General features: G+C 62.7%; 22 protein-coding genes. 11 read left to right on the top strand and 11 right to left on the bottom strand.

Translation table 11 applies throughout. From position 1 onward, the window contains the following. Positions 1–74: 74 nt before the first annotated feature. The 4 genes from INR99_RS07000 to INR99_RS06985 all read left to right on the top strand — a co-directional run bounded on the left by INR99_RS07000 (position 75) and on the right by INR99_RS06985 (position 3,274). Positions 75–965 (top strand): histone deacetylase family protein, encoded by an 891-nt coding sequence (locus INR99_RS07000; RefSeq protein ID WP_194115607.1) that lies wholly within the window; start codon positions 75–77, stop codon positions 963–965. Between the two features lie 81 nt (positions 966–1,046). After that, positions 1,047–1,745 carry a substrate-binding periplasmic protein gene (locus INR99_RS06995; protein ID WP_194115606.1) on the top strand — a complete coding sequence of 233 codons (699 nt, stop codon included), beginning with the start codon at positions 1,047–1,049 and terminating at the stop codon, positions 1,743–1,745. Positions 1,746–1,833: 88 nt separating this feature from the next. Further along, positions 1,834–2,286, top strand: coding sequence for a bacteriohemerythrin (locus tag INR99_RS06990; protein ID WP_194115605.1), 453 nt, complete (start codon positions 1,834–1,836; stop codon positions 2,284–2,286). Between the two features lie 445 nt (positions 2,287–2,731). Continuing rightward, positions 2,732–3,274, top strand: a complete 543-nt coding sequence (locus INR99_RS06985) for a TIGR00645 family protein (protein ID WP_194115604.1) — start codon at positions 2,732–2,734, stop codon at positions 3,272–3,274. Positions 3,275–3,282: 8 nt separating this feature from the next. Here INR99_RS06985 and INR99_RS06980 read toward each other — a convergent pair whose 3' ends face one another. The 7 genes from INR99_RS06980 to INR99_RS06950 all read right to left on the bottom strand — a co-directional run bounded on the left by INR99_RS06980 (position 3,283) and on the right by INR99_RS06950 (position 11,997). Continuing rightward, positions 3,283–4,977 (bottom strand): putative bifunctional diguanylate cyclase/phosphodiesterase, encoded by a 1,695-nt coding sequence (locus INR99_RS06980; RefSeq protein WP_194115603.1) that lies wholly within the window; start codon positions 4,975–4,977, stop codon positions 3,283–3,285. A 64-nt stretch (positions 4,978–5,041) separates the two neighbouring features. Further along, a complete protein-coding gene (gene yaaA / locus INR99_RS06975; RefSeq protein WP_194115602.1) occupies positions 5,042–5,806 on the bottom strand; it encodes a peroxide stress protein YaaA in 765 nt (254 codons plus the stop codon). Positions 5,807–5,865: 59 nt separating this feature from the next. Then, the gene (locus INR99_RS06970; protein ID WP_194115601.1) at positions 5,866–6,486 is read right to left on the bottom strand and encodes a response regulator transcription factor; all 621 of its coding nucleotides are present in this window, start codon (positions 6,484–6,486) and stop codon (positions 5,866–5,868) included. After that, on the bottom strand, positions 6,470–8,782 hold the full coding sequence (locus INR99_RS06965) for a PAS domain-containing sensor histidine kinase (protein ID WP_194115600.1): 2,313 nt from the start codon (positions 8,780–8,782) through the stop codon (positions 6,470–6,472). Before INR99_RS06965 ends, INR99_RS06970 begins: the two co-directional genes overlap by 17 nt. Further along, the gene (locus INR99_RS06960) at positions 8,769–9,770 is read right to left on the bottom strand and encodes a 2-hydroxyacid dehydrogenase (protein WP_194115599.1); all 1,002 of its coding nucleotides are present in this window, start codon (positions 9,768–9,770) and stop codon (positions 8,769–8,771) included. Before INR99_RS06960 ends, INR99_RS06965 begins: the two co-directional genes overlap by 14 nt. Before the next feature lie 32 nt (positions 9,771–9,802). Beyond that, the gene (locus tag INR99_RS06955; protein ID WP_194115598.1) at positions 9,803–10,054 is read right to left on the bottom strand and encodes an RNA-binding protein; all 252 of its coding nucleotides are present in this window, start codon (positions 10,052–10,054) and stop codon (positions 9,803–9,805) included. Between the two features lie 29 nt (positions 10,055–10,083). Continuing rightward, on the bottom strand, positions 10,084–11,997 hold the full coding sequence (locus INR99_RS06950) for a transglycosylase SLT domain-containing protein (RefSeq protein ID WP_194115597.1): 1,914 nt from the start codon (positions 11,995–11,997) through the stop codon (positions 10,084–10,086). Positions 11,998–12,188: 191 nt separating this feature from the next. Here INR99_RS06950 and glyQ point away from each other — a divergent pair, with 191 nt between their 5' ends. Genes glyQ through INR99_RS06920 form a run of 6 tightly spaced genes read left to right on the top strand, consistent with a single transcriptional unit; the run spans position 12,189 to position 17,766 of the window. Further along, entirely contained in the window at positions 12,189–13,076 is an 888-nt protein-coding gene (glyQ, locus tag INR99_RS06945; protein WP_028453516.1) for a glycine--tRNA ligase subunit alpha, read from the top strand. Between the two features lie 32 nt (positions 13,077–13,108). Beyond that, positions 13,109–13,630: a hypothetical protein gene (locus tag INR99_RS06940; RefSeq protein WP_194115596.1), complete on the top strand. Its 522-nt coding sequence runs from the start codon at positions 13,109–13,111 to the stop codon at positions 13,628–13,630. 5 nt (positions 13,631–13,635) lie between these two features. After that, the gene (gene glyS / locus INR99_RS06935; RefSeq protein ID WP_194115595.1) at positions 13,636–15,705 is read left to right on the top strand and encodes a glycine--tRNA ligase subunit beta; all 2,070 of its coding nucleotides are present in this window, start codon (positions 13,636–13,638) and stop codon (positions 15,703–15,705) included. Positions 15,706–15,725: 20 nt separating this feature from the next. After that, the gene (gene gmhB, locus INR99_RS06930) at positions 15,726–16,262 is read left to right on the top strand and encodes a D-glycero-beta-D-manno-heptose 1,7-bisphosphate 7-phosphatase (RefSeq protein ID WP_194115805.1); all 537 of its coding nucleotides are present in this window, start codon (positions 15,726–15,728) and stop codon (positions 16,260–16,262) included. 48 nt (positions 16,263–16,310) lie between these two features. After that, positions 16,311–17,057, top strand: a complete 747-nt coding sequence (locus tag INR99_RS06925; RefSeq protein ID WP_194115594.1) for a lysophospholipid acyltransferase family protein — start codon at positions 16,311–16,313, stop codon at positions 17,055–17,057. Further along, positions 17,047–17,766 carry a M48 family metallopeptidase gene (locus tag INR99_RS06920; RefSeq protein WP_194115593.1) on the top strand — a complete coding sequence of 240 codons (720 nt, stop codon included), beginning with the start codon at positions 17,047–17,049 and terminating at the stop codon, positions 17,764–17,766. The genes INR99_RS06925 and INR99_RS06920 overlap by 11 nt, the downstream gene beginning before the upstream one ends. 7 nt (positions 17,767–17,773) lie before the next feature. Here INR99_RS06920 and INR99_RS06915 read toward each other — a convergent pair whose 3' ends face one another. After that, entirely contained in the window at positions 17,774–18,187 is a 414-nt protein-coding gene (locus INR99_RS06915; protein WP_194115592.1) for a hypothetical protein, read from the bottom strand. Between the two features lie 22 nt (positions 18,188–18,209). Then, positions 18,210–18,923 carry a glycine zipper 2TM domain-containing protein gene (locus INR99_RS06910; protein ID WP_194115591.1) on the bottom strand — a complete coding sequence of 238 codons (714 nt, stop codon included), beginning with the start codon at positions 18,921–18,923 and terminating at the stop codon, positions 18,210–18,212. A gap of 191 nt (positions 18,924–19,114) precedes the next feature. Between INR99_RS06910 and INR99_RS06905 the strand changes: the two genes are divergently transcribed. Beyond that, the gene (locus INR99_RS06905; protein ID WP_194115590.1) at positions 19,115–19,291 is read left to right on the top strand and encodes a hypothetical protein; all 177 of its coding nucleotides are present in this window, start codon (positions 19,115–19,117) and stop codon (positions 19,289–19,291) included. A gap of 73 nt (positions 19,292–19,364) precedes the next feature. Here INR99_RS06905 and INR99_RS06900 read toward each other — a convergent pair whose 3' ends face one another. Continuing rightward, complete coding sequence (locus tag INR99_RS06900) at positions 19,365–20,684, bottom strand: deoxyguanosinetriphosphate triphosphohydrolase (protein ID WP_228098131.1); 1,320 nt, start codon at positions 20,682–20,684, stop codon at positions 19,365–19,367. Continuing rightward, complete coding sequence (locus tag INR99_RS06895; protein ID WP_194115588.1) at positions 20,684–22,333, bottom strand: putative bifunctional diguanylate cyclase/phosphodiesterase; 1,650 nt, start codon at positions 22,331–22,333, stop codon at positions 20,684–20,686. Before INR99_RS06895 ends, INR99_RS06900 begins: the two co-directional genes overlap by 1 nt. Position 22,334 lies beyond the last annotated feature (1 nt).

The following is a 22,334-nucleotide window of genomic DNA, read 5'->3' as shown; positions in this document are numbered from 1 at the left end:
TGACAAATCAATAGTTTACTGATTTTCTTATGGACGTAAAGAGCTGGATGTTGGGTTTTGTGTGTGATGTTTGAATGAAGATCATCCGCTCGGACCACTATCCCTTGCCGCTGCCTGCCGGCCACCGCTTTCCGGCGGCGAAATACCGGCTGCTGTATGAGCAGGTGGCCAGCTTTGCCGCTGGCTTGTGTGTTGATACCCCGTTGATTGACGAGGCCGGGCTGTGTCTGGCGCACAGCGCGGATTACGTGGGGCGGCAGGTGCGCGGCGAGCTGAGTGCGGCCGAGCAGCGGGTGATCGGCCTGCCCTGGTCGCCCGAGCTGGTGCTGCGCTCGCTGGCGTCGACCGGTGCGACGCTGGCAGCATGCCGTGCCGCACTGGTTGAGGGCTGCGGGGTGAGTCTGGCCGGCGGCACGCACCATGCCTATGCCGATCACGGCAGCGGTTTTTGCGTGTTCAACGATAGCGCGGTGGCGCTGCGGGTGCTGCAGCGTGAGGGGGCCGTCCGCCGGGCGCTGGTGATCGATCTCGACGTGCATCAGGGCAACGGCACCGCGCACATGCTGCGCGAAGATCCGGCACTGTTCACCTTTTCCATGCATGGGCGCAACAACTTCCCGTTTACCAAGGAAACCAGTGACTGGGACATCGAGCTGGACGATGGCTGTGACGATGCCAGCTATCTGGCGCAGCTCGCCGGTGCCCTGCCGGCGCTGTTTGCGCAGGCCCTGCCTGAGCTGGTGATCTATCTGGCTGGCGCGGATAGCTACGCAGGGGATCGGCTGGGCAAGTTGCAGTTGAGCATGGCCGGGCTGGCCGAACGCGACCGGCTGGTGCTGACCTTCTGCCGGCGCTTTGATGTGCCGGTGGCGGTCACCATGGCCGGTGGTTATGCCGAGCCGATCAGCGATACGGTGGCCATCCAGAGCGAAACGGTGCGGCAGGCGCTGGCGCAGTTCGGCTGACTGACCGCCGTCGCTTCCGACTGACAAATGCCGGAGGGGCATCTAGACTGAAATTCGTCATCGGCTTGCGGGAGGTGAGGGATGTGGTACTGGTGCGCTACTCTGGTGCTGGGGATGTCGCTGGGCATGGCCTGCGCCGAGCCCCTGAAGCTGGTAACCGGCAATGGCTATCCGCCCTTTACCGATGAACAACTGGCGCAAGGCGGGCTGGCCACGGAGCTGGTGCGTCGCGCGGCTACCCGCGCCGGCTTCGAGATGGAGCTGACTTGGCGTCCCTGGCAGCATGGGTATCAGGCGGCGCTGGATGGCGAGTTTGCCGGCACCTTCCCGTATATCTCCACGCCGGAGCGTGAAAAGCTGTTTCATTATTCCGCGCCCCTGTTCGAGCTGCACTTTGTGGTGTTTGGCCGGGCCGGCCGGGCACTCAATGGCAAAAAGCCGGAAACCTTGCAGGGGCTGCGTTATTGCAATCCGCATGGCTGGGCACATCTGCCGGTGATGGCCGAAATGATGAAGTCCGGTGCTGTGGCAGTGGCCAAGCCCTATGGCATGGATAGCTGCATGAAAATGGTGGCGCTCGGACGGGCTGATTTTGCGATTACCGATCGCGAACAGGGCGAGCGGGTCTTGCAGGATCTGGGCGATACCGCCAGAGCAGTTCGCCCGCTGGGCGAGGAAATGGCCCAGATGTCCTTGCACCTCATCATCCCGCGCAACCGTCCGGACGCCGAAAGCCTGCTGCAGCGCTTCAACGCCGGACTGGCCGCGGTGCCGCGCTAGCCTTGCGGATTTGACCCAGATCAAGATTCTCCCCGCCGGATTGGTCAAAGTTGCGCCCTGCAGGCACAACAACAATCAGGAGGACGGCATGGAGAAGCTGATCGAGTGGAGTGACGAGCTCTCGGTAGGCATTCAGGAAATCGACGAGCAGCACAAAGTGCTGGTCGACTTGCTCAACGAACTGCACGACGCGATCCGCCAGCACCACGGTAGCGCTGCATCGGCCGAAATTCTCAACCGGCTGGCCGATTACACCCGCATCCACTTCACGGTGGAAGAAAGTCTGATGCGCATTCTGGGCTACCCCGACTATGAGGAGCACAAGGGGCATCACGAGGCACTGGTCGCGCAGATGAAGTCGCTGCAGCAGCGCATGGCTGGCGGTGAAACGGTGACCTTCGAATTGCTGCATTTCCTGCGCAACTGGCTGACCAATCACATCCTCGAGGGCGACAAGCGCTATACCGAGCATTTCCTCTCGCGCGGCGCGCAGCGCAGCTGGCAGAAAAAGGGCTGGCTGGAGCGTTTCTGGTCACACTGAAGACAGTTACGTACGGGCATAAAGGGGTGGGTATGCCCCTTTTCTCTTTTTTTGAAGCCGGTTTTCAGTGAATGGGGTTGGGGGTATGTGTGCCGGGCGCGGCTGTCTTGCCGATGGTGGGCGGCTTTGCTGTCATGCTGCGCTGTTGAGCGTTCCCGTTCTTTGCTCGTCCAGCAATGCGTCGTCATCCTTGTCTGACGTGCGGTGCGTGCTGCGCCAGCTTTCGTGTGTCTTTGTATTTTGGCGAAACCGATGCGGTTCCGGGCGGGGCTGTGCCGCAGCCGCTTGGTCCAGGCGGGAGACGAACGCTGCGCGACGGCGCGCCCGCCCTGCAGCCGCAAGCGCTGCTTGTCTGATGGATGTATATGTCCACAGGCCTTGAATGGCGGTTTACTCATGTGTATACCTGCCGGTGATCGTGTTTTTTACTTCTGGAGTTGCCACCATGCATCCTTCGTCCCTGCCGCAAGATCCGCTGGATGAACAAAAGAAATCCGCGCTGGGCAAAGTCATCTTCTGGAGCCGCTGGCTGCAGCTGCCCATCTACCTCGGCCTGATCGTTGTCCAAGGGGTATATGCCTACAAATTCCTGGCGGCGCTGTGGCATATGCTCAGCAATCTCACCGAGCTGACCGAAACCCAGATCATGCTTGGCGTGCTGGGGCTGATCGATGTGGTGATGATTGCCAACCTGCTGCTGATGGTGACAGTTGGCGGTTATGAGACCTTCGTGTCGCGGCTGCGCATCGACCAGCATCCTGACCAGCCGGAGTGGCTGAACCATGTGAATGCCTCGGTGCTGAAAGTGAAGCTGTCACTGGCGATCATCAGCATTTCCTCGATTCACCTGCTGCAGACCTTCATCAATGCCAGCCAGTTGCCCGAGCACACCATCATGTGGCAATTGCTGCTGCATCTGGCGTTTCTGGTTTCGGCAATTGCGATTGCCTATACCGACAAGCTGCTCACGCAGACGCACCACGCCTGAGCGGATGTTCAGCCGGGCTGGAACAGCCCGTGCAGGCGCGGCAGGTCTTCACGCAGCCAGCGCGGGATGTCTTCGGCCGGTAGTGCCTTGCTGAAGAGGTAGCCCTGGCCGTAACTGACCCCCAGACTGCGCAGATGGTACAGCTGCGGCACGGTCTCGATGCCCTCGGCGGTCGTGCTCAGGCTGCTGGAGGCGGCCAGCCCGACAATGGCCCGGGTGATGCTGCCGGCCTGCTCGCTGTGCTCGAGTTCGCTGACAAAGCTGCGGTCGATTTTCAGATTGTCGAGCTCGAAGCGGTGCAGCATCGACAGCGAGGAATACCCGGTGCCGAAGTCATCCAGCGCGACTTCGATGCCGGCCGCGTGCAGCGCTTGCAGGGTCTGCTGCACCAGCCCGCTGTCGGATACCAGCGAGCGCTCGGTAATTTCCACTTTCAGCCGGCAGGTCGGTACCCGCACATTGTCGAGCATGATGCGCAACAGGCCGACCAGCGCCGGATCCTGCAACTGCTCCGGCGGGAAATTGACGCTGACGCGGCTGGAGGACGGTACCAGCCCGGCGGCCAGCCACTCTTCATGCCGGACCAGGCTTTTCTGCAGCATGATCCAGGTCAGCTGGCTGATCAGCCCCTGGCGCTCCAGAATCGGGATGAAATCATCGGGGCTGACCATGCTGCCGGCGCGCTGCCAGCGCACCAGTGCCTCGAAACCGTGCAGGCTGCCGTCGGCCAGATTCAGGATGGGCTGGAAGTAGGCGTCGAAGGCCGAATCCTCGATGGCGCGCAGCAGCTCGCTTTCAAAGCGCAGCCGCCGGCTCAGCTGATCCTGCGTGGCCGGGTCATAATGCACATACTGGTTGCTGCCGTGTTCCTGTGCCAGTGCGGCCGCACTTTCTGCGGCACGCAGCAGCTGTTCTTCATTGGTGCTGATTACGGTGCTGTCGGCGCCGCCCAGCGCGACCTGCAGGCTGATCAGATTGTCGTCGACCTGTACCGGCTTGCGCAGCGCGGCGATCAGGCGTTTGAAAATGGCTGGCAGGTCATCGGTGGATGTCACCATTTCCAGCAGCACGGCGAATTCCAGCTCGCCGAATTGGGCGACCAGATCCCAGGGGCGGACTTCGGCGGCGATGCGTTCGCCGATGGTGCGCGCCAGCTGGCTGAGCTGGTCGCGCCCCAGCAGTTCGGTGTAACCCTGCGACAGGTGGATGCGCAGGTTCAGTGCGGCCACGATGTGGTTGGGGGCATGGCGCAAGCGCCCCAGCGAACGCTCCAGGCGGTCGAGAAACAGGATGCGATTGGGTAGCCGGGTGTACGGGTCGAGCACCTTTTGTGCGGTGATGTCGGTGAAGGAGCCGACCAGCTCCAGGGGCTGGCCAGTGCCATCATGCAGGCAGCGCCCCCGCAGCAGCACCCAGCGCCAGGAGCCATCCTCGTGCTCGAGGCGGTGTTCGCACTCCAGCAGCGGGCTGACCCCCGAGATGTGCTGCTGCAGCGCCTGGTTGACGCGCGGTTTTTCATCCGGGTGGATCCGGTCCAGCCACTCGTCGATGCCCGGCTTCAGCACGGTGTCGTCCGCGATGCCCAGCATTTTGCGCCATGGGCTGCCCAGTCGGATTTGGTCCGGACGGATCTGCCACAGCCACAGGGCGTCGTGGCTGGTGGCCAGCAACTGATCGAGGCGTTGGTCGTCGGGGCGGCTCATGAGCGGCTTCGGGCGGGGTGGGCAGTACTCAAGCCTAGTCAGCCTCGCCAGTAACTGCAAGCCTTCAGTCAGTTATCCGCCGGCGGAATACCCAGCGCAGGCCGTCGCTGGCGGCCTCATCGAGGGCATAGCCATCCAGATCGAAATCGCGCAGTGCCTGCGGATCGCGAATGCCGTGCTGTGCGGCATAGCGCACCATCAGTCCGCGCGCGCGCTTGGCGTAGAAGCTGATGATTTTGTACTGGCCGTTTTTCCAGTCCTCGAATACCGGCGTGATGACCGGGCAGGCCAGCTGCTTCGCTTTCACCGACTTGAAGTACTCCTCGCTGGCGAGGTTGACCAGCACATCGGGCTGCAGGGCATTGATGCTGTCGGTGATCTGCGTGCCCCAGAAGGCATACAGATCCTTGCCGGCCGGATTGGCCAGCCGGGTACCCATTTCCAGCCGGTAGGGCTGCAGCAGGTCGAAGGGGCGCAAGAGCCCGTACAGGCCAGAAAGGATGCGCAGGTGATCGGTCAGCCAGGCCAGTTGCGAGGTATCGAGCGCGGCGGCATCCAGCCCCTCGTAGACATCTCCCATGAAGGCAAAGACCGCGGCACGGGCGTTGTCTGCCGTGCTCACGGCTTGCCAGCTCAGGTAGCGCCCGGCATTGAGCACGGCCAGTTCGTCGGAAATGTGCATCAGTGCACCCAGCTCGGCCGGGCTTTTTTCACGCAGAAGCGGGATCAGCCGGGCCGATTGCGCCATGAAGGCCGGCTGGCTGGTCGCCACCTCCGGGCAAGGTGAGGTGTAATCCAGCGTCTTGGCCGGCGAAATCAACATCAACATCGGGTATTGCCTGTGGTGCTTTGGATTTATTGGCGTGGCTGTGTATCGGGTGCCGGGTATCAGCCTTCAATGCCTGCTTCACGCAACAGGGCCGCCAGCTCCATCGCGGTCTTGACCGCCATTTTTTCCAGAATGCGGGCGCGGTGCACTTCGACGGTTTTCATCGAGATGCCCAGATCATCCGCGATCTGCTTGTTCAGCCGGCCGGTGAGGATCAGCTTCATGACCTCGCGCTCGCGCGGGGTCAGTGTTTCCAGGCGCTGGCTGACGCTGGTGCGCGTCTGCCATTCGCCACGGCGGGTCAGGTCGTCGGCCAGACAGCGCTCGACCAGATCGACCATGGCATTGTCGGAAAAGGGCTTCTCGATGAAGTCTGTCGCGCCTTCCTTCAGTGCGGCCACCGCCATCGGCACATCGCCGTGGCCGGTCAGGAAAATCACAGGCGGGCAGTAACTGTAGCTCTTGAGTTGCTCGAACAGCTCGATACCGCCCATGCCGGGCATGCGCACGTCCAGCACCAGGCAGCCGAAATCTTCCGGACGGTAGTCGCGCAGCAGTTCTTCGGCGCTGGCAAAGGTACTGACCGAGTGGTTGCGGGTGGAAAACAGCCAGGAAAGGGCGTCGCGCAGCGCGTCGTCGTCGTCAACAATGCCGATACGGCGTTCAAGGTTCGCGGGCATGACTGTCCTCGGATAAGGGTACGGTAAAGTGGAAGCGGGTGCCGCCTCCGGGATTGGCTTCCACCCACAGCCGGCCATGATGGTGCTCGATGATCGAGCGGCAGATATTCAGCCCCATCCCCATGCCGGTGCTCTTGGTGGTGTAGAACGCCTTGAACAATTGTTCCAGTTGTTCGGCGCTGATGCCAGCCCCCCGGTCAGCAATTGTCACCTGCAGCATCTCATCGCGCCGGGCGACCAGCACCTGCAACTGGCGCTGATTGGCTGGTGTCTCGTGCATGGCTTCGATGGCATTTTTCATCAGGTTGAACAGCACCTGCTCCAGCATGACCGGGTCGGCAAACACGGGCGGCAGCAGCGGATCACAATCCAGATGCAGCTTAACATTGCTTTTTTTGACGTGCGCCGCGAGCAGTACCTGCACGGTGGCCAGCAGCTGATCCATGGCGCAGGCGCTGCGGTGCGGCGCTCGGCGCTGCACGAATTCGCGGATCCCGCGGATGATCAGACCGGCCCGTTTGGCCTGCTCGGCCATTTTCTCGATGGCCTGGTCGAGCTGGCGCAGATTGGGTTCGGCCTGCCCGAGCAGATTGCGGCAGCCGGTGGCGTAGCTGGCGATCGCCGCGAGGGGCTGGTTCAGTTCGTGGGCCAGGCTGGATGCCATTTCGCCCATCGAGATCAGCCGGCTGGTCTGCTGCAGCTGTTCGTTCTGTTGCTGTTCGCGTTGCTGGGCGTCTTTCAGCGCCGTGATGTCGGTCAGGATTTCCAGCCAGACCAGCGAGCCATCGACCCAGATGCTGGGGCGGGTCTTGATCTGATACCAGCGCTGGGCGAAGTCGTCGAACCACTCGGCGGGGAGGGCGGCGGTCTGCTCGCGCGGCAGGAAGGGGATGACACAGCAGCGTTCATGCTGCACCGGCAGGTTGAATTCGTACTGGTACTGCCGGTTGGAGAGCAGCAGCTCACCGCTGACCGCATCGGAGACGACCACGGCCGCATCCAGACCGTTGAGTACCGTGACAAAGCGTTCGTGCGAGGCCTGCAGCGCTTCGCGTTCGCGTTGCAGTTCGGTGATGTCATAGATCGAGCTGATCCAGCCGATGTGCTGCCCTTCGCCGTCCACCAGCCGGGCGGCATAGATGCGCACATCGAAACGCTCGCCGTTGCGGCGCTGGAAGGTGCACTGGAAGCCGCTGCTGTCGGTTTCTCCTGCCAGAATGCGCCGGTTGATGGCCAGACAGGTTTCCAGCGCATCCGGCGGCCAGTAGGGCATGATCTGTTCGTGGTTCAGCAGCTCTTCGGCGCTGTAGCCGGTCATGTCGCAGAAGGCCCGGTTCACATAGGTCAGCCGGCCTTCCAGATCCATGACGCGGGTACCGGTGATCAGCGAGTCCTCCATGGCCATGCGCATGGCGGTTTCGCGCCGCAGCAGGGCCTCGGTTTTCTGGCGTTCGCGAATGTGTCGCCGCATTACCCAGGTTGAAACCAGCATCAGCAGCGACAGGCCCACCAGCGCGCCCAGCATGGCGTTCTGCTTCCAGGTGCCGGTTTCGCGATACACGCGCGCCTGCAGGCGCAGGTTTTCCGGACCGATGTCCAGGTCGATCTGCTGCGCGAGTTTGGCCGCATCCTGACGCCGGTCGAATTTGCTGGCCAGCACCGAGCCATCGGCTCGCAGCAGGCTGATCTGGTAGCGCTGCCCGATCCACCAGGGCACCTGCTGGCTCAGCAGGCGGTTCAGGTCGAACTGGGCGATCAGGAAATGCCGTCCCTCGAAGGGCAGCTTGACCGGGCTGGTCAGCGCGATCACGGGGCCTGCGCTGGTATCGGTAATCGGCGGGCTGTAGATCTGTTCGTCGTTCAGCAGTACCGCAGCGCGCTGTGCCACCAGATTGCGATGCGACAGCGGAATCTCGTTGTCCGGCGGGGCGAGCGGCGTGCGCCAGCGCGTCTGCCCCGTTTCATCGACATAGGCCAGGCTGATCAGCTCGGGGGTGTTCTGGATCAGCGAGAGGGTGCGTGCGGTGAAATCCGCCGACGTCAGTCCGTTGGCGGCCAGTGTGGCCGCCAGGCTTTCAAGCTCGTGCCGGGTATTGCCCATCTGCAGCTGCAGCGCCTGTTTCTGCCAGAGCAAGTCCTGCTCCATCTGGGCGCTGCGGTTCAGCCGGTCGGAGTAAATGGTGTAGACCAGAAAAATGCCAAGGCCGAGCGTGAACAGCCCGGCCAGGAAAGACGGTAGTGTCAGCACCCACCGCCCCAACCGGGGCGAGGGAGCGGGCAGCTTACGCACTGCCATGCACTTCGTTGACCAGTTCGCCGCCGCGGGCAAATGCCGCGACGTTGTCCAGTACGGTGCTGGCGATATTGGCCAGCGCTTCCGCAGTCAGATAGCCCTGGTGCGAGGTAATCATCACGTTGGGGAAGGTGGTCAGCCGGGCCAGCACATCGTCCATCAAGGCTTCGCCGGACAGATCTTCGAAGAAGACCCCTTCCTCATGTTCATACACGTCCATGCCGACACCACCGATCTGGCCATCCTTCAGGGCATCCAGCAGTGCCTGGCTGTCGACCAGTCCGCCCCGGCTGGTATTGATCAGTACCACTCCGCGCTTCATGAGGGCGATACTGGTGGCGTTGACCAGATGATGGGTGTTGGCCATCAGTGGCGCGTGCAGCGAGAGGATGTCGGCTTGCGGGAAAATTTCGTCGAGGCTGGCGTACTCGAAGCCCAGTTCGCTGGCCAGTGCGGGATTCGGGTACAGGTCGTAGGCCAGCACCCGGCAGCCGAAGCCGCGCGCGATGCGAATGCAGGCCTGGCCGATCTTGCCGGTGCCGATCACCCCGAAGGTCTTGCCGTGCAGGTTGAAACCGACCAGTCCATCCAGCGAAAAATTGCCGTCGCGTACCCGGTTGAACGCGCGATGCGTCTTGCGCACCAGCGTCAGCAGCAGTGCAAACGCGTGTTCGGCGGTGGCTTCCGGCGAGTAGGCCGGTACGCGCACCACGCGCAGGCCATGTTCGCGCGCCGCGGCCAGATCGACGTTATTGAAACCCGCGCAGCGCAGGGCGATCAGCTTCACGCCGAACTGGGCCAGTTGGGCGATGGTGCAGGCATCGACCCGGTCGTTGACGAAGGGGCAGACCACGTCGAAACCGGCAGCCAGCGGCACGGTGCTGCGGCTGAGGCGGTCACCGAAAAAGGCCAGCTCGTGACCGTGACCGGCGTTGGCATCATTCAGTGCCTGCTCGTCATAGGGCTTGCTGTCGAAAACGGCGATGCGCATGGTTTGCTCCCCTGGTTTGTTTTGCTGGCAGATTATTCCTTGAACATGCTGGCGTGGCTGGCGCCCAGCGTCCGGCCCTGCCAGTGATAGCCGTTCAGCTTGTCGATCAGGGCATGCACCGCCGCGTCGCTGGCGTCCAGGCTGAACAGCGCAGCGACACGCTCGCCCAGGCCTGGTGCCATGGTGATGTCATGGGCAGCACCCAGCCCCAGTTCCTCGTGCAGCAGGCGGGTGACCGATTCGGCCGATGCGTCGGAGGGCAGATTGGTAATCATGATTTGCATCGTCTTGCTCCTTAACTGCGGTTGGAAAATCAGGGGGCACCGTCGCTGACCATGATGCCGCGCGGGGCAATGGCCTGCAGGCGTGCTTTCAGTCGCATTTCGCCCTGTCTGAGCTGCTGGGCGTAGATGGTGGCATTGGCACTGACCCGTTTGACGTATTCGCGAGTTTCGCTGAACGGAATGGTTTCAATGTAGATGGTGGCGTCCTGTGCCTGCGCGGTCTGCCATTTGCTGGCATTGCCCGGGCCGGCGTTGTAGCCGGCGGTCGAAAGGATCTGGTTGCCCGAAAAGCGGCCCTGCAGATAGTTCATATAGGTGGTGCCCAGCGCGATATTGGTTTCCGGATTGATGACCTGCGCCGGGCTAAAGTCATCCAGGCCCGCCCGCTTGGCCGACCATTTGGCGGTTGCTGGCATCAGCTGCATCAGGCCTGCCGCGCCGGCACCGGAGCGGGCATCGACGACAAAGCGGCTTTCCTGGCGGATGATCCCCAGTACCCAGGCGGCCTCCAGTTCGTTGCCGGTGGCGTGGTTGAGAATCTCGCTGCGCCAGGGCATGGGGTAGCGCAGCGCAAAATCGTGCTGCTGGCGGGTGCGGTCAGCCGTATAGATGCTGCGGTCATTCCAGCCTTCCCGGCGCGCCAGTTCCGCGGCCGCCAGATACTGGCTGTCACTGCCAAGGCTGCGTACGGCCCAGTTCCATTCGCGCGCCCCTTCGGCCTTCCAGTTCTGCGCGTACAGCGCCAGTGCGCGGCGGATTGCCGGAATCTGGCGGACCTGGCGGATGTCCTCTTCGCTGGTGCGGGTGGCCGGGGGGAGCTGCAGGGCGGAGCCAAGCTCCTCGCGTGCCAGCAGGCTGTAGTAGTCGTAGCCCTGCGTGATTTGCGCCAGCTCGTTGCGGGCCTCCGCGCTGCGGCCTTGTTCGGCAAGCGCCCGCGCACGCCAATAGCGCCAGGTGGTCTCGCCGCGCTGTTCGGTCGGCAGCGCGTCGATGCGTGCTTGTACTGCCGGCCAGTCCTGGCTGCGCAGTGCCGCACGGATCGCCAGTCCGCGTTCTTCATCGTTGAGCCCCTCCATTCCGCCACGCGCCAGCCAGGCTGAAGCGGAGGGATGCAGCTTGCGTGCCGCACTCAGGCCCAGTTGCTGCCAGGCAAAGCGCTGGTCGGCTTCCGGCCAGCTGGCGCTGACCACCGGAATGCGGGCTGCGGCCGCGTCCGGATCCTTGCGACCCAGCACTTCCAGCGCATACAGCGCGAGTTCGCGTTCGGCGCGAGGGCCGGTGTCGAGTTTCTGCAGGGTTTTTTCCGGGGATTTGCCGGCCTGATCCAGCGACTTGGCCGATAGGGCAGCCGGGGGGCCGACGCGGGCTGCGAGCTGGCGGGCGAAGTCGGCGCGATTGGCTGCCAGGGCCTGCCGGATGCGTGCCCATGCGTCATTGCTGCCGAGTTCGCCGCTGGCGAACAGCGCGTCAAAAACCGGATTGCAGGCGTCCGGCAAGGCCTTGTCGCTGAACCAGAGCGGTTTGGCGGCGGAAACTGCCTCGGCTTGCTGCAGTGCCATGCCGGCTTGCGCACGCAGGCATTGCAGTTCGGTGCCGGCCGGGTCAACCAGCTTGCCGTATTCGTTGCTGTAGCTGGCCCAGCTGTTGCGGCGCCCGAGTTCCTTGAGCCATTCGCCACGGAAGCGCTCGGCAATGGGGGTGTTGTCGTAGCGTTGCAGGAAGGCGCTGGCGTCCGTCTCGCTGATGTCGCGGATCTGGGTGCTCAGCAGGTAGTAGCGCGGGTACATCTCCAGCACATCCCCTTCGCTGTCGGAGACCAGTTGCTGCAGGGTGGCAATGTCACGGGTTTTGCTGGCCTGCTTGAGGGTATCGAGCGACAGGCCAGCATGGGCGCTGGCTACAAGAGCAAGGGAGGGGAGGGTAATCAGATATTTCGCGATCATGGTACGGCAGACGTCCGGGAAGTGAAGCTAGCATACGCGAACTGACATCATTCTGTCAGTGTGTGGATGTCACAGTAGCCGGCTGAAGCCGTGGCGGCCTGCCGGACGGTCAGTGATACCCCGATTGCAGCAAAAGCAAGTAGAATCGTCAGGTTAAACCATTGCAAAGCCGTTTGGGCGGATTCAGAACTATGCTGACTTTCCAGGAAATCATCCTCACGCTCCAAAATTACTGGGGCCGCCAGGGTTGTGCGCTGCTGCAACCCTATGACATGGAAATGGGTGCCGGTACCAGTCACACCGCGACCTTCTTGCGCGCCATCGGCCCGGAGCCGTGGAACGCTGCCTACGTGCAGCCCAGTCGGCGCCCCAAGGATGGCCGCTATGGCGAAAACCCGAACCGCCTGCAGCACTATTACCAGTTCCAGGTGGTGCTCAAGCCGAATCCGGACAACATCCTTGATCTCTATCTCGGCTCGCTGAAGGAACTGGGTATCGACCCGACCGTGCACGACATCCGTTTCGTCGAAGACGACTGGGAAAACCCGACGCTGGGCGCCTGGGGTCTGGGCTGGGAAGTATGGCTCAACGGCATGGAAGTGACCCAGTTCACCTATTTCCAGCAGGTCGGCGGTCTCGACTGCAAGCCGGTGCTGGGTGAAATCACCTACGGCACCGAGCGTCTGGCGATGTACCTGCAGGGCGTGGAGAACGTCTACGACCTGATCTGGACCAAGTATCCGAACGGTCAGGTGGTGACCTACGGCGACATCTACCACCAGAACGAAGTCGAGCAATCGAAGTACAACTTCGAGCACTCCAACGTCGAGCTGCTGCTCAGCCTCTTCAACAGCTTCGAAGGCGAAGCACAAAAGCTGCTGGAAGCCGGCATTCCGCTGCCGGCCTACGAAATGATTCTGAAGGCCGCGCACACCTTCAACCTGCTGGATGCGCGCGGCGCGATTTCGGTGACCGAGCGCGCGGCCTACATTGGGCGTATCCGCAATCTGGCACGCGGCGTGGCGCAAGCCTATTACGCCAGCCGGGAGCTGCTTGGCTTCCCCATGTGCCAGAAGTAAGCGCGCGACCAACCGTCTGAAGGAGCCTGCCGATGCGTGCTGCCCTGCTGCTGATCCCCGCCCTGCTGCTGGCAGGTTGCGGCAAGTTCGACGATGGACTGGAGGGGCCGGCGCCCGTGCCCGGCACCAAGGCAGACTGGCGCGTGTACGGCAACAAGCCTGATCACGACATTCTGGTGGATGTGAATTCGATCAGTCACTACGACGATTACGCCTCTGACAGCTACGTCTATTCGTGGATGTGGCAGAAGTACAAGGCCGATAGGGTTGACCCGAAGCCGGAAGCCGGTTCGGAAGACTACGGCCTGTACTACTCCAAGGCGGAATACCGTGACAAGTACAGCCGGCAGGCCATTGACTGCCAGAGCGGCAAGATGGCGCTGATTGCGGTGGAAACGCGGGACAAGGATGACGATCTGGTCGAGCGCTTCGATGTGCCCGGCTACCAGTGGGATTTCCAGCAGCCGGTCCCCGGCAGCTATGGCGAAGATTATGTGCGTCAGATCTGCAAGATCATGGCAGAGAAAGACGCGAAAAAAGACAAGGAAGAGTAAGCGAAATGAGCGAAACGCTACTGATCGAACTGTTTACCGAAGAACTGCCGCCCAAGGCGCTGCCGAAGCTGGGGGCCGCCTTTTCCTCCGCAATTTCTGAAGAGCTGGTCAAGCTCGGTTTTGCTGCCGCGGGTACGGAGTGCACCAGCTATGCTTCGCCGCGCCGTCTGGCCGTGTCGATTCCGGGCGTACTGGCCGTGCAGCCGGACCAGCAGATCGAAAAGAAGGGGCCGGCAGTTGCCAGCGGCTTCAAGGATGGCCAGCCGACGCCAGCGCTGCTGGGCTTTGCCCGCGGCTGCGGCCTGGCGGCGGATCAACTGGATCAGCTGGAAAAAGGGAGCGACGGCAAGCAGGAGGTGTTCATCTTCCGTTCGCAGAAACAAGGCGAGCCGCTGGCGGCTGTGCTGTCCGGCATCATCGAAGCTGCGCTGAAAAAACTGCCGGCGCCGAAAATGATGCGCTGGGGTGATCGCGACGGCATGTTCATTCGCCCGGTGCACGGCCTGACCGTATTGCACGGCGCAAACGTGGTTCCGGCGAAAATCCTGCATCTGGAGTCCGGTCGTGTGTCGCGCGGCCACCGCTTCCTCTCTGCCGGTGAAGTGAGCTTTGCTCACGCCGACGAATACGCAAGCAAGATGCGCCTTGAGGGCAAGGTCGTCGCCAGCTTTGCCGAGCGCCGCGCGCAGATCGGCGAGCAGCTGGCTGCTGCCGCTGCGAAGCTGAATGCGACCATCGCGGCTGATGCGGCGCTGTTTGACGAAGTGACCGCGCTGGTCGAGTGGCCGGTGGTGTTGCAGGGCGAGTTCGAGGCCGATTTCCTCAAGGTACCGCAGGAATGCCTGATCCTGACCATGCAGCAGAACCAGAAGTATTTTCCGCTGCTGGACGCCAATGGGCGCCTGATGAACCAGTATCTGCTGGTGTCGAACATTGATCCTGCCGACCCCTCGCACGTGGTCAACGGCAATAGCCGCGTGCTGCGCGCGCGCTTGAGCGATGCCAAGTTCTTCTTCGAGCAGGATCAGAAACAAAAGCTCGACGCCCGTGTCGGCAAGCTGGCCCATGTTGTTTATCACAACAAGATCGGCTCGCAGCTCGAACGCGTGACGCGTCTGGAAACCATCGCCGGCGAAATCGCCAAGCTGTTGGGCTCCGATGCCGCGAAGGCGACCCGTGCCGCCTATCTGGCCAAGGCCGACCTGCTGACCGATATGGTCGGCGAGTTCCCCGAGCTGCAGGGTATCATGGGGCAGTATTACGCGCGCATCGACGGTGAGGATACCGAGGTGGCGTATGCGGTTGAAGCCCATTACAAACCAAAGTTTGCTGGCGATACCCTGCCGGAAGGTGCGGTAGCGCAAGCCGTGTCGCTGGCCGACAAGCTGGAAACCCTGGTTGGCATCTGGGGTATCGGCCTGATTCCGACCGGCGACAAGGATCCGTTCGCGCTGCGTCGCGCTGCACTGGGCGTGTTGCGCATGCTGCTGCAGCTGCCGCTGAATGTGCGCCAGTTGCTGACGATTGCCGCCTCGACCTTCCCGACGGGCGTCGTTGCGGCCGGTACGGTCGATGGTGTGTATGGTTTCATGCTCGACCGGCTGAAAAATTATCTGGCTGCCGACTATCCGGCGGCCGACATCGATGCCGTGCTGGCGCAGCGCCCGGAACAACTGGATGAGGTGCAGGCCCGTCTGGCGGCCGTGGCCGAATTCAAGGCGCTGCCGGAAGCGGCTTCGCTGGCTGCCGCCAACAAGCGCATCCGCAACATCCTGAAGAAGGTCGAAGGCGACCTGCCGCAGCTCAACGCTACCCTGTTTGCGCAGGATGAAGAGCGTGCACTGGCTGCGGCCAGCGAGGCCGTTGCCGCACAGGCAGCACCGCTGCTGGCTGCCGGTGACTACGTCGGCGCATTGACCGCACTGGCGGCATTGAAGGCACCGGTGGATGCCTTCTTCGACGGCGTGATGGTGATGGCTGACGATCTCGCGGTGCGCGGCAACCGTCTGGCCCTGCTGAATCAGCTGGCTGGCCAGATGAATACGGTTGCCGAACTGGCGCTGCTGGCGGAGTAAAGCCGATGGGAACGACAGCCATGAAACTGCTGGTGCTTGATCGTGACGGGGTGATCAATCACGATAGCCCCGATTACATCAAGTCACCGGAAGAATGGCTGCCGATCCCAGGCAGCCTTGAGGCGATCAGCCAGCTCACGCGAGCCGGCTGGACCATCGTGGTAGCGACCAATCAGAGTGGTGTGGCACGCGGTCTCTATGATGTCGCGACGCTGAACCGCATTCACGCCCGCATGCACCGCAAGGTGGGGCAGGCCGGCGGCCATATTGCGGCGATCTTCTTCTGTCCGCACGGCCCCGAGCACGGCTGTAACTGCCGCAAGCCGGCACCGGGCATGCTGGAAGACATCCAGCGCCGCTACAGCGTGCCGGCCAGCCAGCTGGTGATGGTCGGTGATTCGTTGCGTGATCTGCAGGCGGTGGCGGCCGTCGGCGGGCGGCCGATTCTGGTGCGCACCGGCAATGGCCGGAACACCGAGCAGAAGGGTGATCTGCCCGTCGGTACGCTGGTGTTTGACGATCTGGCCGCCGTGGCGGCCGCCCTGCTGCTTGACTGACCGACTGATTTGCGGCCGGGCTGACCGGCCATTCTGGAGACTGTGCTGATGATCTGGCTGCGTTCCGGCCTTTACTGGCTGGGCATGATTGTGACCCTGCCATTCTATGCCCTGCTGGCGACCTTCCTGCTGCTGCTGCCGCCGCTGCCGCGTTACCGCATCATGGCCAGCTGGGCCAAGATGATGGTGTTCTGGCTACGCATTACCTGCGGACTGAAGCACCGCGTCGAAGGGCTGGAGCATCTGCAAATTGCCCCGGCGGTGATGCTGTGCAAGCACCAGAGCGCGTGGGAGACCCTGTCCCTGCAGCTGATCATGCCACCGCTGGTGTGGGTGCTGAAGCAGGAGTTGCTCAAGCTGCCGTTCTTCGGCTGGGGACTGCGCTGCCTGTCGCCGATTGCCATTGATCGCAGCAAGCGTGCCGAGGCCGGCAAGAAGCTGATGGAGCAGGGGCGCGACCGCCTGGGCAAGGGCTTCTGGATCGTGATCTTCCCCGAGGGCACCCGGGTGCCGCCGGGGGAACGTGGCCGTTACCAGCAGGGCGGCGCGCGCCTCGCGCTGGATCTGGGTGTGCCGGTCGTCCCGGTGGCGCACAACGCCGGTGAATTCTGGCCGCGCAATTCCTTTCTCAAATACTCCGGTGAAATCACAATGGTGATCGGCGCCCCGATCCCTACCGCCGGCCGCAGCTCGGCCGAAGTCAACCGCGAAGCGGAAGCCTGGATTGAAGGCCAGATGGATCGCATCAGCGGCGTGGGTCCCTGCCATCCGGCCAAGCGGGGCAATGCCGGCTAATCCCGCCACCCAGTTGCTGGATGTCGACCTCGGGCTGGGGCGGCGGCTGGCGCTGCACTGGACCCGTTCGCCGCGGCGTCGCACCGTGCAGTTGCTGGTGCATGCCGACGGGCGAGTCGAGCTGAAATCACCACTGCAAACGCGCTGGGCTGCGGTCGAACCATTCATCCGCAGCCGTGCCGACTGGTTGCTGGCGGCGCGCAGTCGCATGCTGCAGCGTGCCGAGCAGCTGGCACATCAGCAGCCTGATCCGCTGCAGACGCTGCACTGGTTTGGCCAGGCGCTACCGGTGCGCCCGGCTCGCCGGACCCGGCTGCTTGAAGATGCGATCGAGTTGGCCGGTGGAGATGATCGTGAGGCACAGCTCGGGAATATACAGCGCTTCATGCAGCGGACGGCAAGGGGGTATTTGCGTGAACGCCTTGATCTCTGGGCGATGCGGATGAATACGTCGTATAGTGCTTTTGCGCTGTCGTCTGCCCGCGGACGCTGGGGCAGCTGTTCGGCCCTGGGGGCAATCCGGCTTAACTGGCGATTGCTGCAGGCGCCGCCGGAGGTGATCGATTACGTGGTCATTCATGAGCTGGCCCATCGTTTCGAATTGAACCATTCGCCGCGTTTCTGGGCGATTGTCGAGCGCCATTGTCCGGACTGGCGGCTGGCACGTGATCACCTCAAGCGCGAGGGCGCCGGCTACATGCAGCTCTGAGGGCGACTTACTGCAGTTGGCGCTGACTGGCCGGCGCAGAAGCGGGGCTGCTGAGCTCCGTGCTGCCACCGATGCTCACACCGTGGCTGCTGACGCCGGCTCCGGCACGCACATCCTTGCCGTTGGTCGAAACGCCAACCCCTGCGCCTCTCGCGCCAACGCCAGCACCAACCCGGGCATCCTGGCCGTTGGTGGAGACGCCGACACCAACCGGGCCGGCGCTCACGCCCCCACCGACAGAAACATCCTTGCCATTGGTCGAGACCCCGACACCGACGCCGCCTGTACCCACGCCGATGCCGACGCCGCCCGAGCCAAGACCGATGCTCACGCCTGGGGCAATGGGAATCGCGATGCCGAAGCTGGCGCAGCCGCTCAGACTGATACTGGCCAGGGTAATGACGCAGAGCTTTTTGTTCATGCGGTGTGAGGGTGTATACATGTTAGTCGTAGCGAGGGCTCAGAGAGCCGTCGCTTTCCCGGCGTACCTTGCTGCCAACGCTGAATTGCGGAGGCTGCAGGTAGTTGATGACTTCGCTATGGCCATCCTCGAATTCTACGCTCACATCGTAAACGGTGGTGCTGCGCGCCTGCTTTTCGATCTCCCGGCCGAGCAGCAGCCCGCCGATGGTGCCCACTGCGCGCGCCACGTTCTTGCCTTTGCCTTTACCGATCTGGTTGCCGATGGCGTAGCCGACGCCGCCGCCGATCACGGCGCCCAGCGGGCTGGCTTCGCCCGGAATCGTGCGCGGCTGGATGGCGACCACGTGCCCGCATGTCATGCACAGGGGCCTTGGTGTGATGCGAGGCGTCGGAGCGATGACCACCTCCTGATCCGGATACGGGGTAATCTGTGGTCGTGGCGTGGGCTTGCGGGTCGGGCGTGGTGTTGGGCGTGCGGTCGGCTTGCTGGTCGGGCTGGCGACCGGTTCGGTGCTTGGCGCCGGTGTCGCCAGCAGGGGTGTGGCGGCGGGCTGCGGTGCCGGTGTACTGGCCTGGGCCACCAGCGCGGGTGCGCTTGCGCTCAGTGGTGCTGTAGCAGTGGCCGCGACGGGCTGTGGGCCGATCCAGCCGAACTGGTGGGCAATGACTGCGGCGCAGGTCAGCATGACCACAACGGCAGTCGCCAGAAACACAGGGTGGATGCGTTCGGACATGATCATTCTCCGGTTGCTGTTGACAACCATCATCCGCCTTGCTGGCTGAACCGGGTATGAATTGCCTTACAGGGGGGGGGCTGATCGTGCGTGCGGCTAATTTTCTGCGACGGGAGGTATTGAGTTTTTGTGCCGGAGCGCCGATATTGGCTGTAAGGAAGTTGTTTATACCCGCAACAAGGAGGTGCATCATGGTCAGGATTTTTTCGATGGCAGATGGCCAGCAGGAGAAAAAGCCGGTTGCCGTGCGCGCTCCGGAATGCGGCACTGAGCATCCACGTGAAAAGTATGAGCTGGCATTGCGCTTGCAGGAACGGCAGGTCGAGCCGGAGCGCCGCCGGCAGGCACCCCCGCCAATGCCTTGGTAGAACGATTGCTGAGGCGGCTTTCAGGCAGACAAACGGCGCCAGTTGGCGCCGTTTCTGTCTGGGCTAAGAGGACTTAACGTCCCATTCCGCCGACTTGCTGCGCAAGGTAGGTGGCATAGTTGTCCGTCATGCCGCCAATGAAGTCCAGAACCCGCCGGTAGGTGTCATACATCTCCCATTCGCGTCGCGGAGCGTTGTACTCCATCAGATCCAGCACGCGCTTCATGCGAAATGGCATCTGCGGTGCGACTTTCAGCTGGTAGGCCGCATTGCAGAAGGCATCCAGCAGGATGTCCAGGCAGGTGAACGAGCCCACTTCGATCTCGATCTTGCGCCGTTCGTTGAAAATGCGGTCGCGGGCAAGCTGTTTGGCTTCATTGATGCCGTGGCGCATGCCGATGGGGCAGTCATTGAGCAGATCGCCCTGATAGCTGCCCTCCATCAGTCGCTGGTACTGATTGATGAAGGTTTGTGCGACGTCCTGCACGCAGCGGTCGATGGCCTTGCCGCGCAGCAGAGAGATCTTGCGCCGGACGGAAGGGGCTGCGGCCACTTCCAGTGCCAGCAGGTCGCGATCACCACCGCAGATTTTCAGCAGGATGGGCTCGACCAGTTCGTAAGCCAGCATGCCGATTTCGATGCCGTCCTCCAGGTCGAGAATGGCATAGCAGATATCGTCCGCGGCCTCCATCAGGTAGGACAGCGGATGCCGTGCCCATTTGCCCGGTGCAAGCTGCGGCAGGCCAAGTTCCGTGGCGACCGTGGCCAGAATGGCTTTTTCTGACTGATAGCAGCTGAATTTCCCCTTGCCCCCGGCGTGTTCGCTGGTCCACGGGTATTTGAGGGTGGTGCCGATGGTGGCAAAGGTCAGGCGCAGGCCGCCTTCGAAACGGTGGTTTTCCAGCTGTGTGATGATGCGAAAACCCTGGGCGTTGCCTTCGTAGGTGGTCAGATCGCGCCGCTCTTCTGCCGTGAGATTTTGCATCAGGTAGGCATGCCCGTCCCGGCGAAACCAGTCGCGGATGGCGTATTCCCCGGCGTGTCCGAAAGGCGGGTTGCCGATGTCGTGCGCGAGGCAGGCTGCCTGGACAATTGCTCCAAGATCGTAGGGGCTGATGCCGGGCGGTAGCTCCCCCGCCAGCTTTTCTCCGATCAGCACACCCAGACTGCGCCCGACGCAGGCCACTTCGATCGAGTGGGTGAGACGGGTATGCACATGATCATTTTCCGTCATCGGGTGCACCTGGGTTTTGCGCCCCATGCGCCGGAAGGGTGAGCAGAAGACAATCCGGTCGTGGTCCTTGTGGAACTGGCTGCGTCCGCTGCTCGGCGAGCCTGCGTCGCCGCGTTCCGCACCAAGCCGGTGGGCGCACAGCAGTTGGTTCCAGTCCATCATGCGCTCACGTCTCCGGCTGCGAGTGTTTGCCAGAATCCCGGCAGTTGCTCGGGGGCCAGGGGACGGCTGTAGATATAGCCCTGAATCACGTTGCAGTGCATGCCCTGCAGCAACTGGCAGGTTGCTTCGTCTTCCACCCCTTCGGCGATTACCAGCAGCCCGAGTCGTTGAGCCAGCTCGATCACGCTTTGCACGATATCGGCATCACGGCGGGAGTGGCGCATTTCCTGGATGAAGCTCATGTCGATCTTCACTTCATCGATCGGCAGCCGTTTCAGGTAGGTCAGCGAGGAGAAACCGGTGCCAAAATCGTCCATGGCCAGGCGGCAACCCAGCGACTTGATCTGCTCCAGTACTCGCAGGGCCGAATCCAGATCGTCGATGACGGCTGATTCGGTGATTTCGAAAACCAGCCGGTCACCGGGGATGCGCCAGATGGCGCAGGCATTGCTGATGAAGGCAGGCAATTCGGGATCACGCAGATTGCTCGGGGTCAGGTTGATGCTGAGCGTGCCGGGCAGATCCTGATCCAGCAATTCACGATAGCGGCGCATGGCGGCGTTGATGATCCACTGGGTGACGGAGCTCATCAGGCCAAGGTGTTCGGCGACGCGCAGCAGCTGGTTGGGGGCGACCTGTCCCAGGGTTTCGTCATGCCAGCGCAGCAGTGCTTCCATGCCGTGCAGTTGTCGGCCATCGGCAGTGAGCTGCGGCTGGAACACGATCTGGAAGCGGTTGTTCAGCAGGGCCTCGCGTAACGGATGTTCCAGATCCCTGATCAGTAGCCCCAGCCAGTCGCGACCCGGGTCGTAAAGCCCGATGCCGTTCTGGGTAAATTCATGCGCGGCCTGCGCCGCAGCGCTGAGTAGCGTTGATGGCTCGCTGCCGTGCTCGGGGCTGAGGGCAATCCCGATCTGTGGGTGCAGCCGTACAGTCAGCCCGCCCAGTTCCAGCCCTTCAGCCAGCAGCGCCATGGCGCGATGGGCGGCCAGCATGGCGTGCCCGCTGCCGGAGAGGTTGGGTAGCAGCAAGCCGAGGGTATGGCGATCAATCAGCAGCAGGCTGTCATAGTGCCGCTGCATGGCACGCAGGCGCTCGGCAGCCACCAGCAGCGTGTGATTGCTGCAGCTGCGCATGGCCGAGCCGAAGTCGATGTGCAGCAATGCGGTGAGCTTGCCGGGTTCGGTACGCTCGCGTGCCTGGGTGAGTAACTGCCCCAGCGCATTGGTGTTGGGTAGCCCGGTGCCCGGGTCCAGGGTGTGGCTCTGGCGCACGGCTTTCTGGCGTGGGGTGGCGTAGCCCAGCTGGACCGCCAGCGCCTGCCAGGCCAGGTGGTCGATCTGCTGCTGCCAGTTGCTGCCACAATGGCCGCTCAGCAGATCATGCCAGGCAACAAAGATTGGCGCGCCAAGCAGCAGGCTACCCGTACTCAGGCGTGGCCAGAGCTCGGGATCGTGATTGCCTGCATGCAGCCGGCGGAAGAAATCGAGGTAGATCGCATGATCATGGCTATCGAATACGCCCCCGTCCTCCAGAATTCTGGCAATGGCTTCGGCGAGTTCACGGTCATCGAAGGGCTGGCGCTGCAGAAAATCGGAAAGCTGCCCAAGCGGCAGGGTGGAGGAGCCGGTTTTCGGTTTTGCCATG

Source organism: Chitinilyticum piscinae (assembly GCF_015223195.1).
In the GTDB taxonomy this organism is placed as follows: domain Bacteria; phylum Pseudomonadota; class Gammaproteobacteria; order Burkholderiales; family Chitinibacteraceae; genus Chitinilyticum; species Chitinilyticum piscinae.
This window is presented reverse-complemented; position numbering and strand designations above follow the sequence as displayed.

Excerpts from the sequence above, each read along its gene's own strand:
- INR99_RS07000 (WP_194115607.1), top strand. The coding sequence starts at position 75 with ATGAAGATCATCCGCTCGGACCACTATCCCTTGCCGCTGCCTGCCGGC.
- INR99_RS06995 (WP_194115606.1), top strand. The coding sequence starts at position 1,047 with ATGTGGTACTGGTGCGCTACTCTGGTGCTGGGGATGTCGCTGGGCATG.
- INR99_RS06990 (WP_194115605.1), top strand. The coding sequence starts at position 1,834 with ATGGAGAAGCTGATCGAGTGGAGTGACGAGCTCTCGGTAGGCATTCAG.
- INR99_RS06985 (WP_194115604.1), top strand. The coding sequence starts at position 2,732 with ATGCATCCTTCGTCCCTGCCGCAAGATCCGCTGGATGAACAAAAGAAA.
- INR99_RS06980 (WP_194115603.1), bottom strand. The coding sequence starts at position 4,977 with ATGAGCCGCCCCGACGACCAACGCCTCGATCAGTTGCTGGCCACCAGC.
- yaaA (WP_194115602.1), bottom strand. The coding sequence starts at position 5,806 with ATGTTGATGTTGATTTCGCCGGCCAAGACGCTGGATTACACCTCACCT.
- INR99_RS06970 (WP_194115601.1), bottom strand. The coding sequence starts at position 6,486 with ATGCCCGCGAACCTTGAACGCCGTATCGGCATTGTTGACGACGACGAC.
- INR99_RS06965 (WP_194115600.1), bottom strand. The coding sequence starts at position 8,782 with ATGGCAGTGCGTAAGCTGCCCGCTCCCTCGCCCCGGTTGGGGCGGTGG.
- INR99_RS06960 (WP_194115599.1), bottom strand. The coding sequence starts at position 9,770 with ATGCGCATCGCCGTTTTCGACAGCAAGCCCTATGACGAGCAGGCACTG.
- INR99_RS06955 (WP_194115598.1), bottom strand. The coding sequence starts at position 10,054 with ATGCAAATCATGATTACCAATCTGCCCTCCGACGCATCGGCCGAATCG.
- INR99_RS06950 (WP_194115597.1), bottom strand. The coding sequence starts at position 11,997 with ATGATCGCGAAATATCTGATTACCCTCCCCTCCCTTGCTCTTGTAGCC.
- glyQ (WP_028453516.1), top strand. The coding sequence starts at position 12,189 with ATGCTGACTTTCCAGGAAATCATCCTCACGCTCCAAAATTACTGGGGC.
- INR99_RS06940 (WP_194115596.1), top strand. The coding sequence starts at position 13,109 with ATGCGTGCTGCCCTGCTGCTGATCCCCGCCCTGCTGCTGGCAGGTTGC.
- glyS (WP_194115595.1), top strand. The coding sequence starts at position 13,636 with ATGAGCGAAACGCTACTGATCGAACTGTTTACCGAAGAACTGCCGCCC.
- gmhB (WP_194115805.1), top strand. The coding sequence starts at position 15,726 with ATGAAACTGCTGGTGCTTGATCGTGACGGGGTGATCAATCACGATAGC.
- INR99_RS06925 (WP_194115594.1), top strand. The coding sequence starts at position 16,311 with ATGATCTGGCTGCGTTCCGGCCTTTACTGGCTGGGCATGATTGTGACC.
- INR99_RS06920 (WP_194115593.1), top strand. The coding sequence starts at position 17,047 with ATGCCGGCTAATCCCGCCACCCAGTTGCTGGATGTCGACCTCGGGCTG.
- INR99_RS06915 (WP_194115592.1), bottom strand. The coding sequence starts at position 18,187 with ATGAACAAAAAGCTCTGCGTCATTACCCTGGCCAGTATCAGTCTGAGC.
- INR99_RS06910 (WP_194115591.1), bottom strand. The coding sequence starts at position 18,923 with ATGTCCGAACGCATCCACCCTGTGTTTCTGGCGACTGCCGTTGTGGTC.
- INR99_RS06905 (WP_194115590.1), top strand. The coding sequence starts at position 19,115 with ATGGTCAGGATTTTTTCGATGGCAGATGGCCAGCAGGAGAAAAAGCCG.
- INR99_RS06900 (WP_228098131.1), bottom strand. The coding sequence starts at position 20,684 with ATGGACTGGAACCAACTGCTGTGCGCCCACCGGCTTGGTGCGGAACGC.
- INR99_RS06895 (WP_194115588.1), bottom strand. The coding sequence starts at position 22,333 with ATGGCAAAACCGAAAACCGGCTCCTCCACCCTGCCGCTTGGGCAGCTT.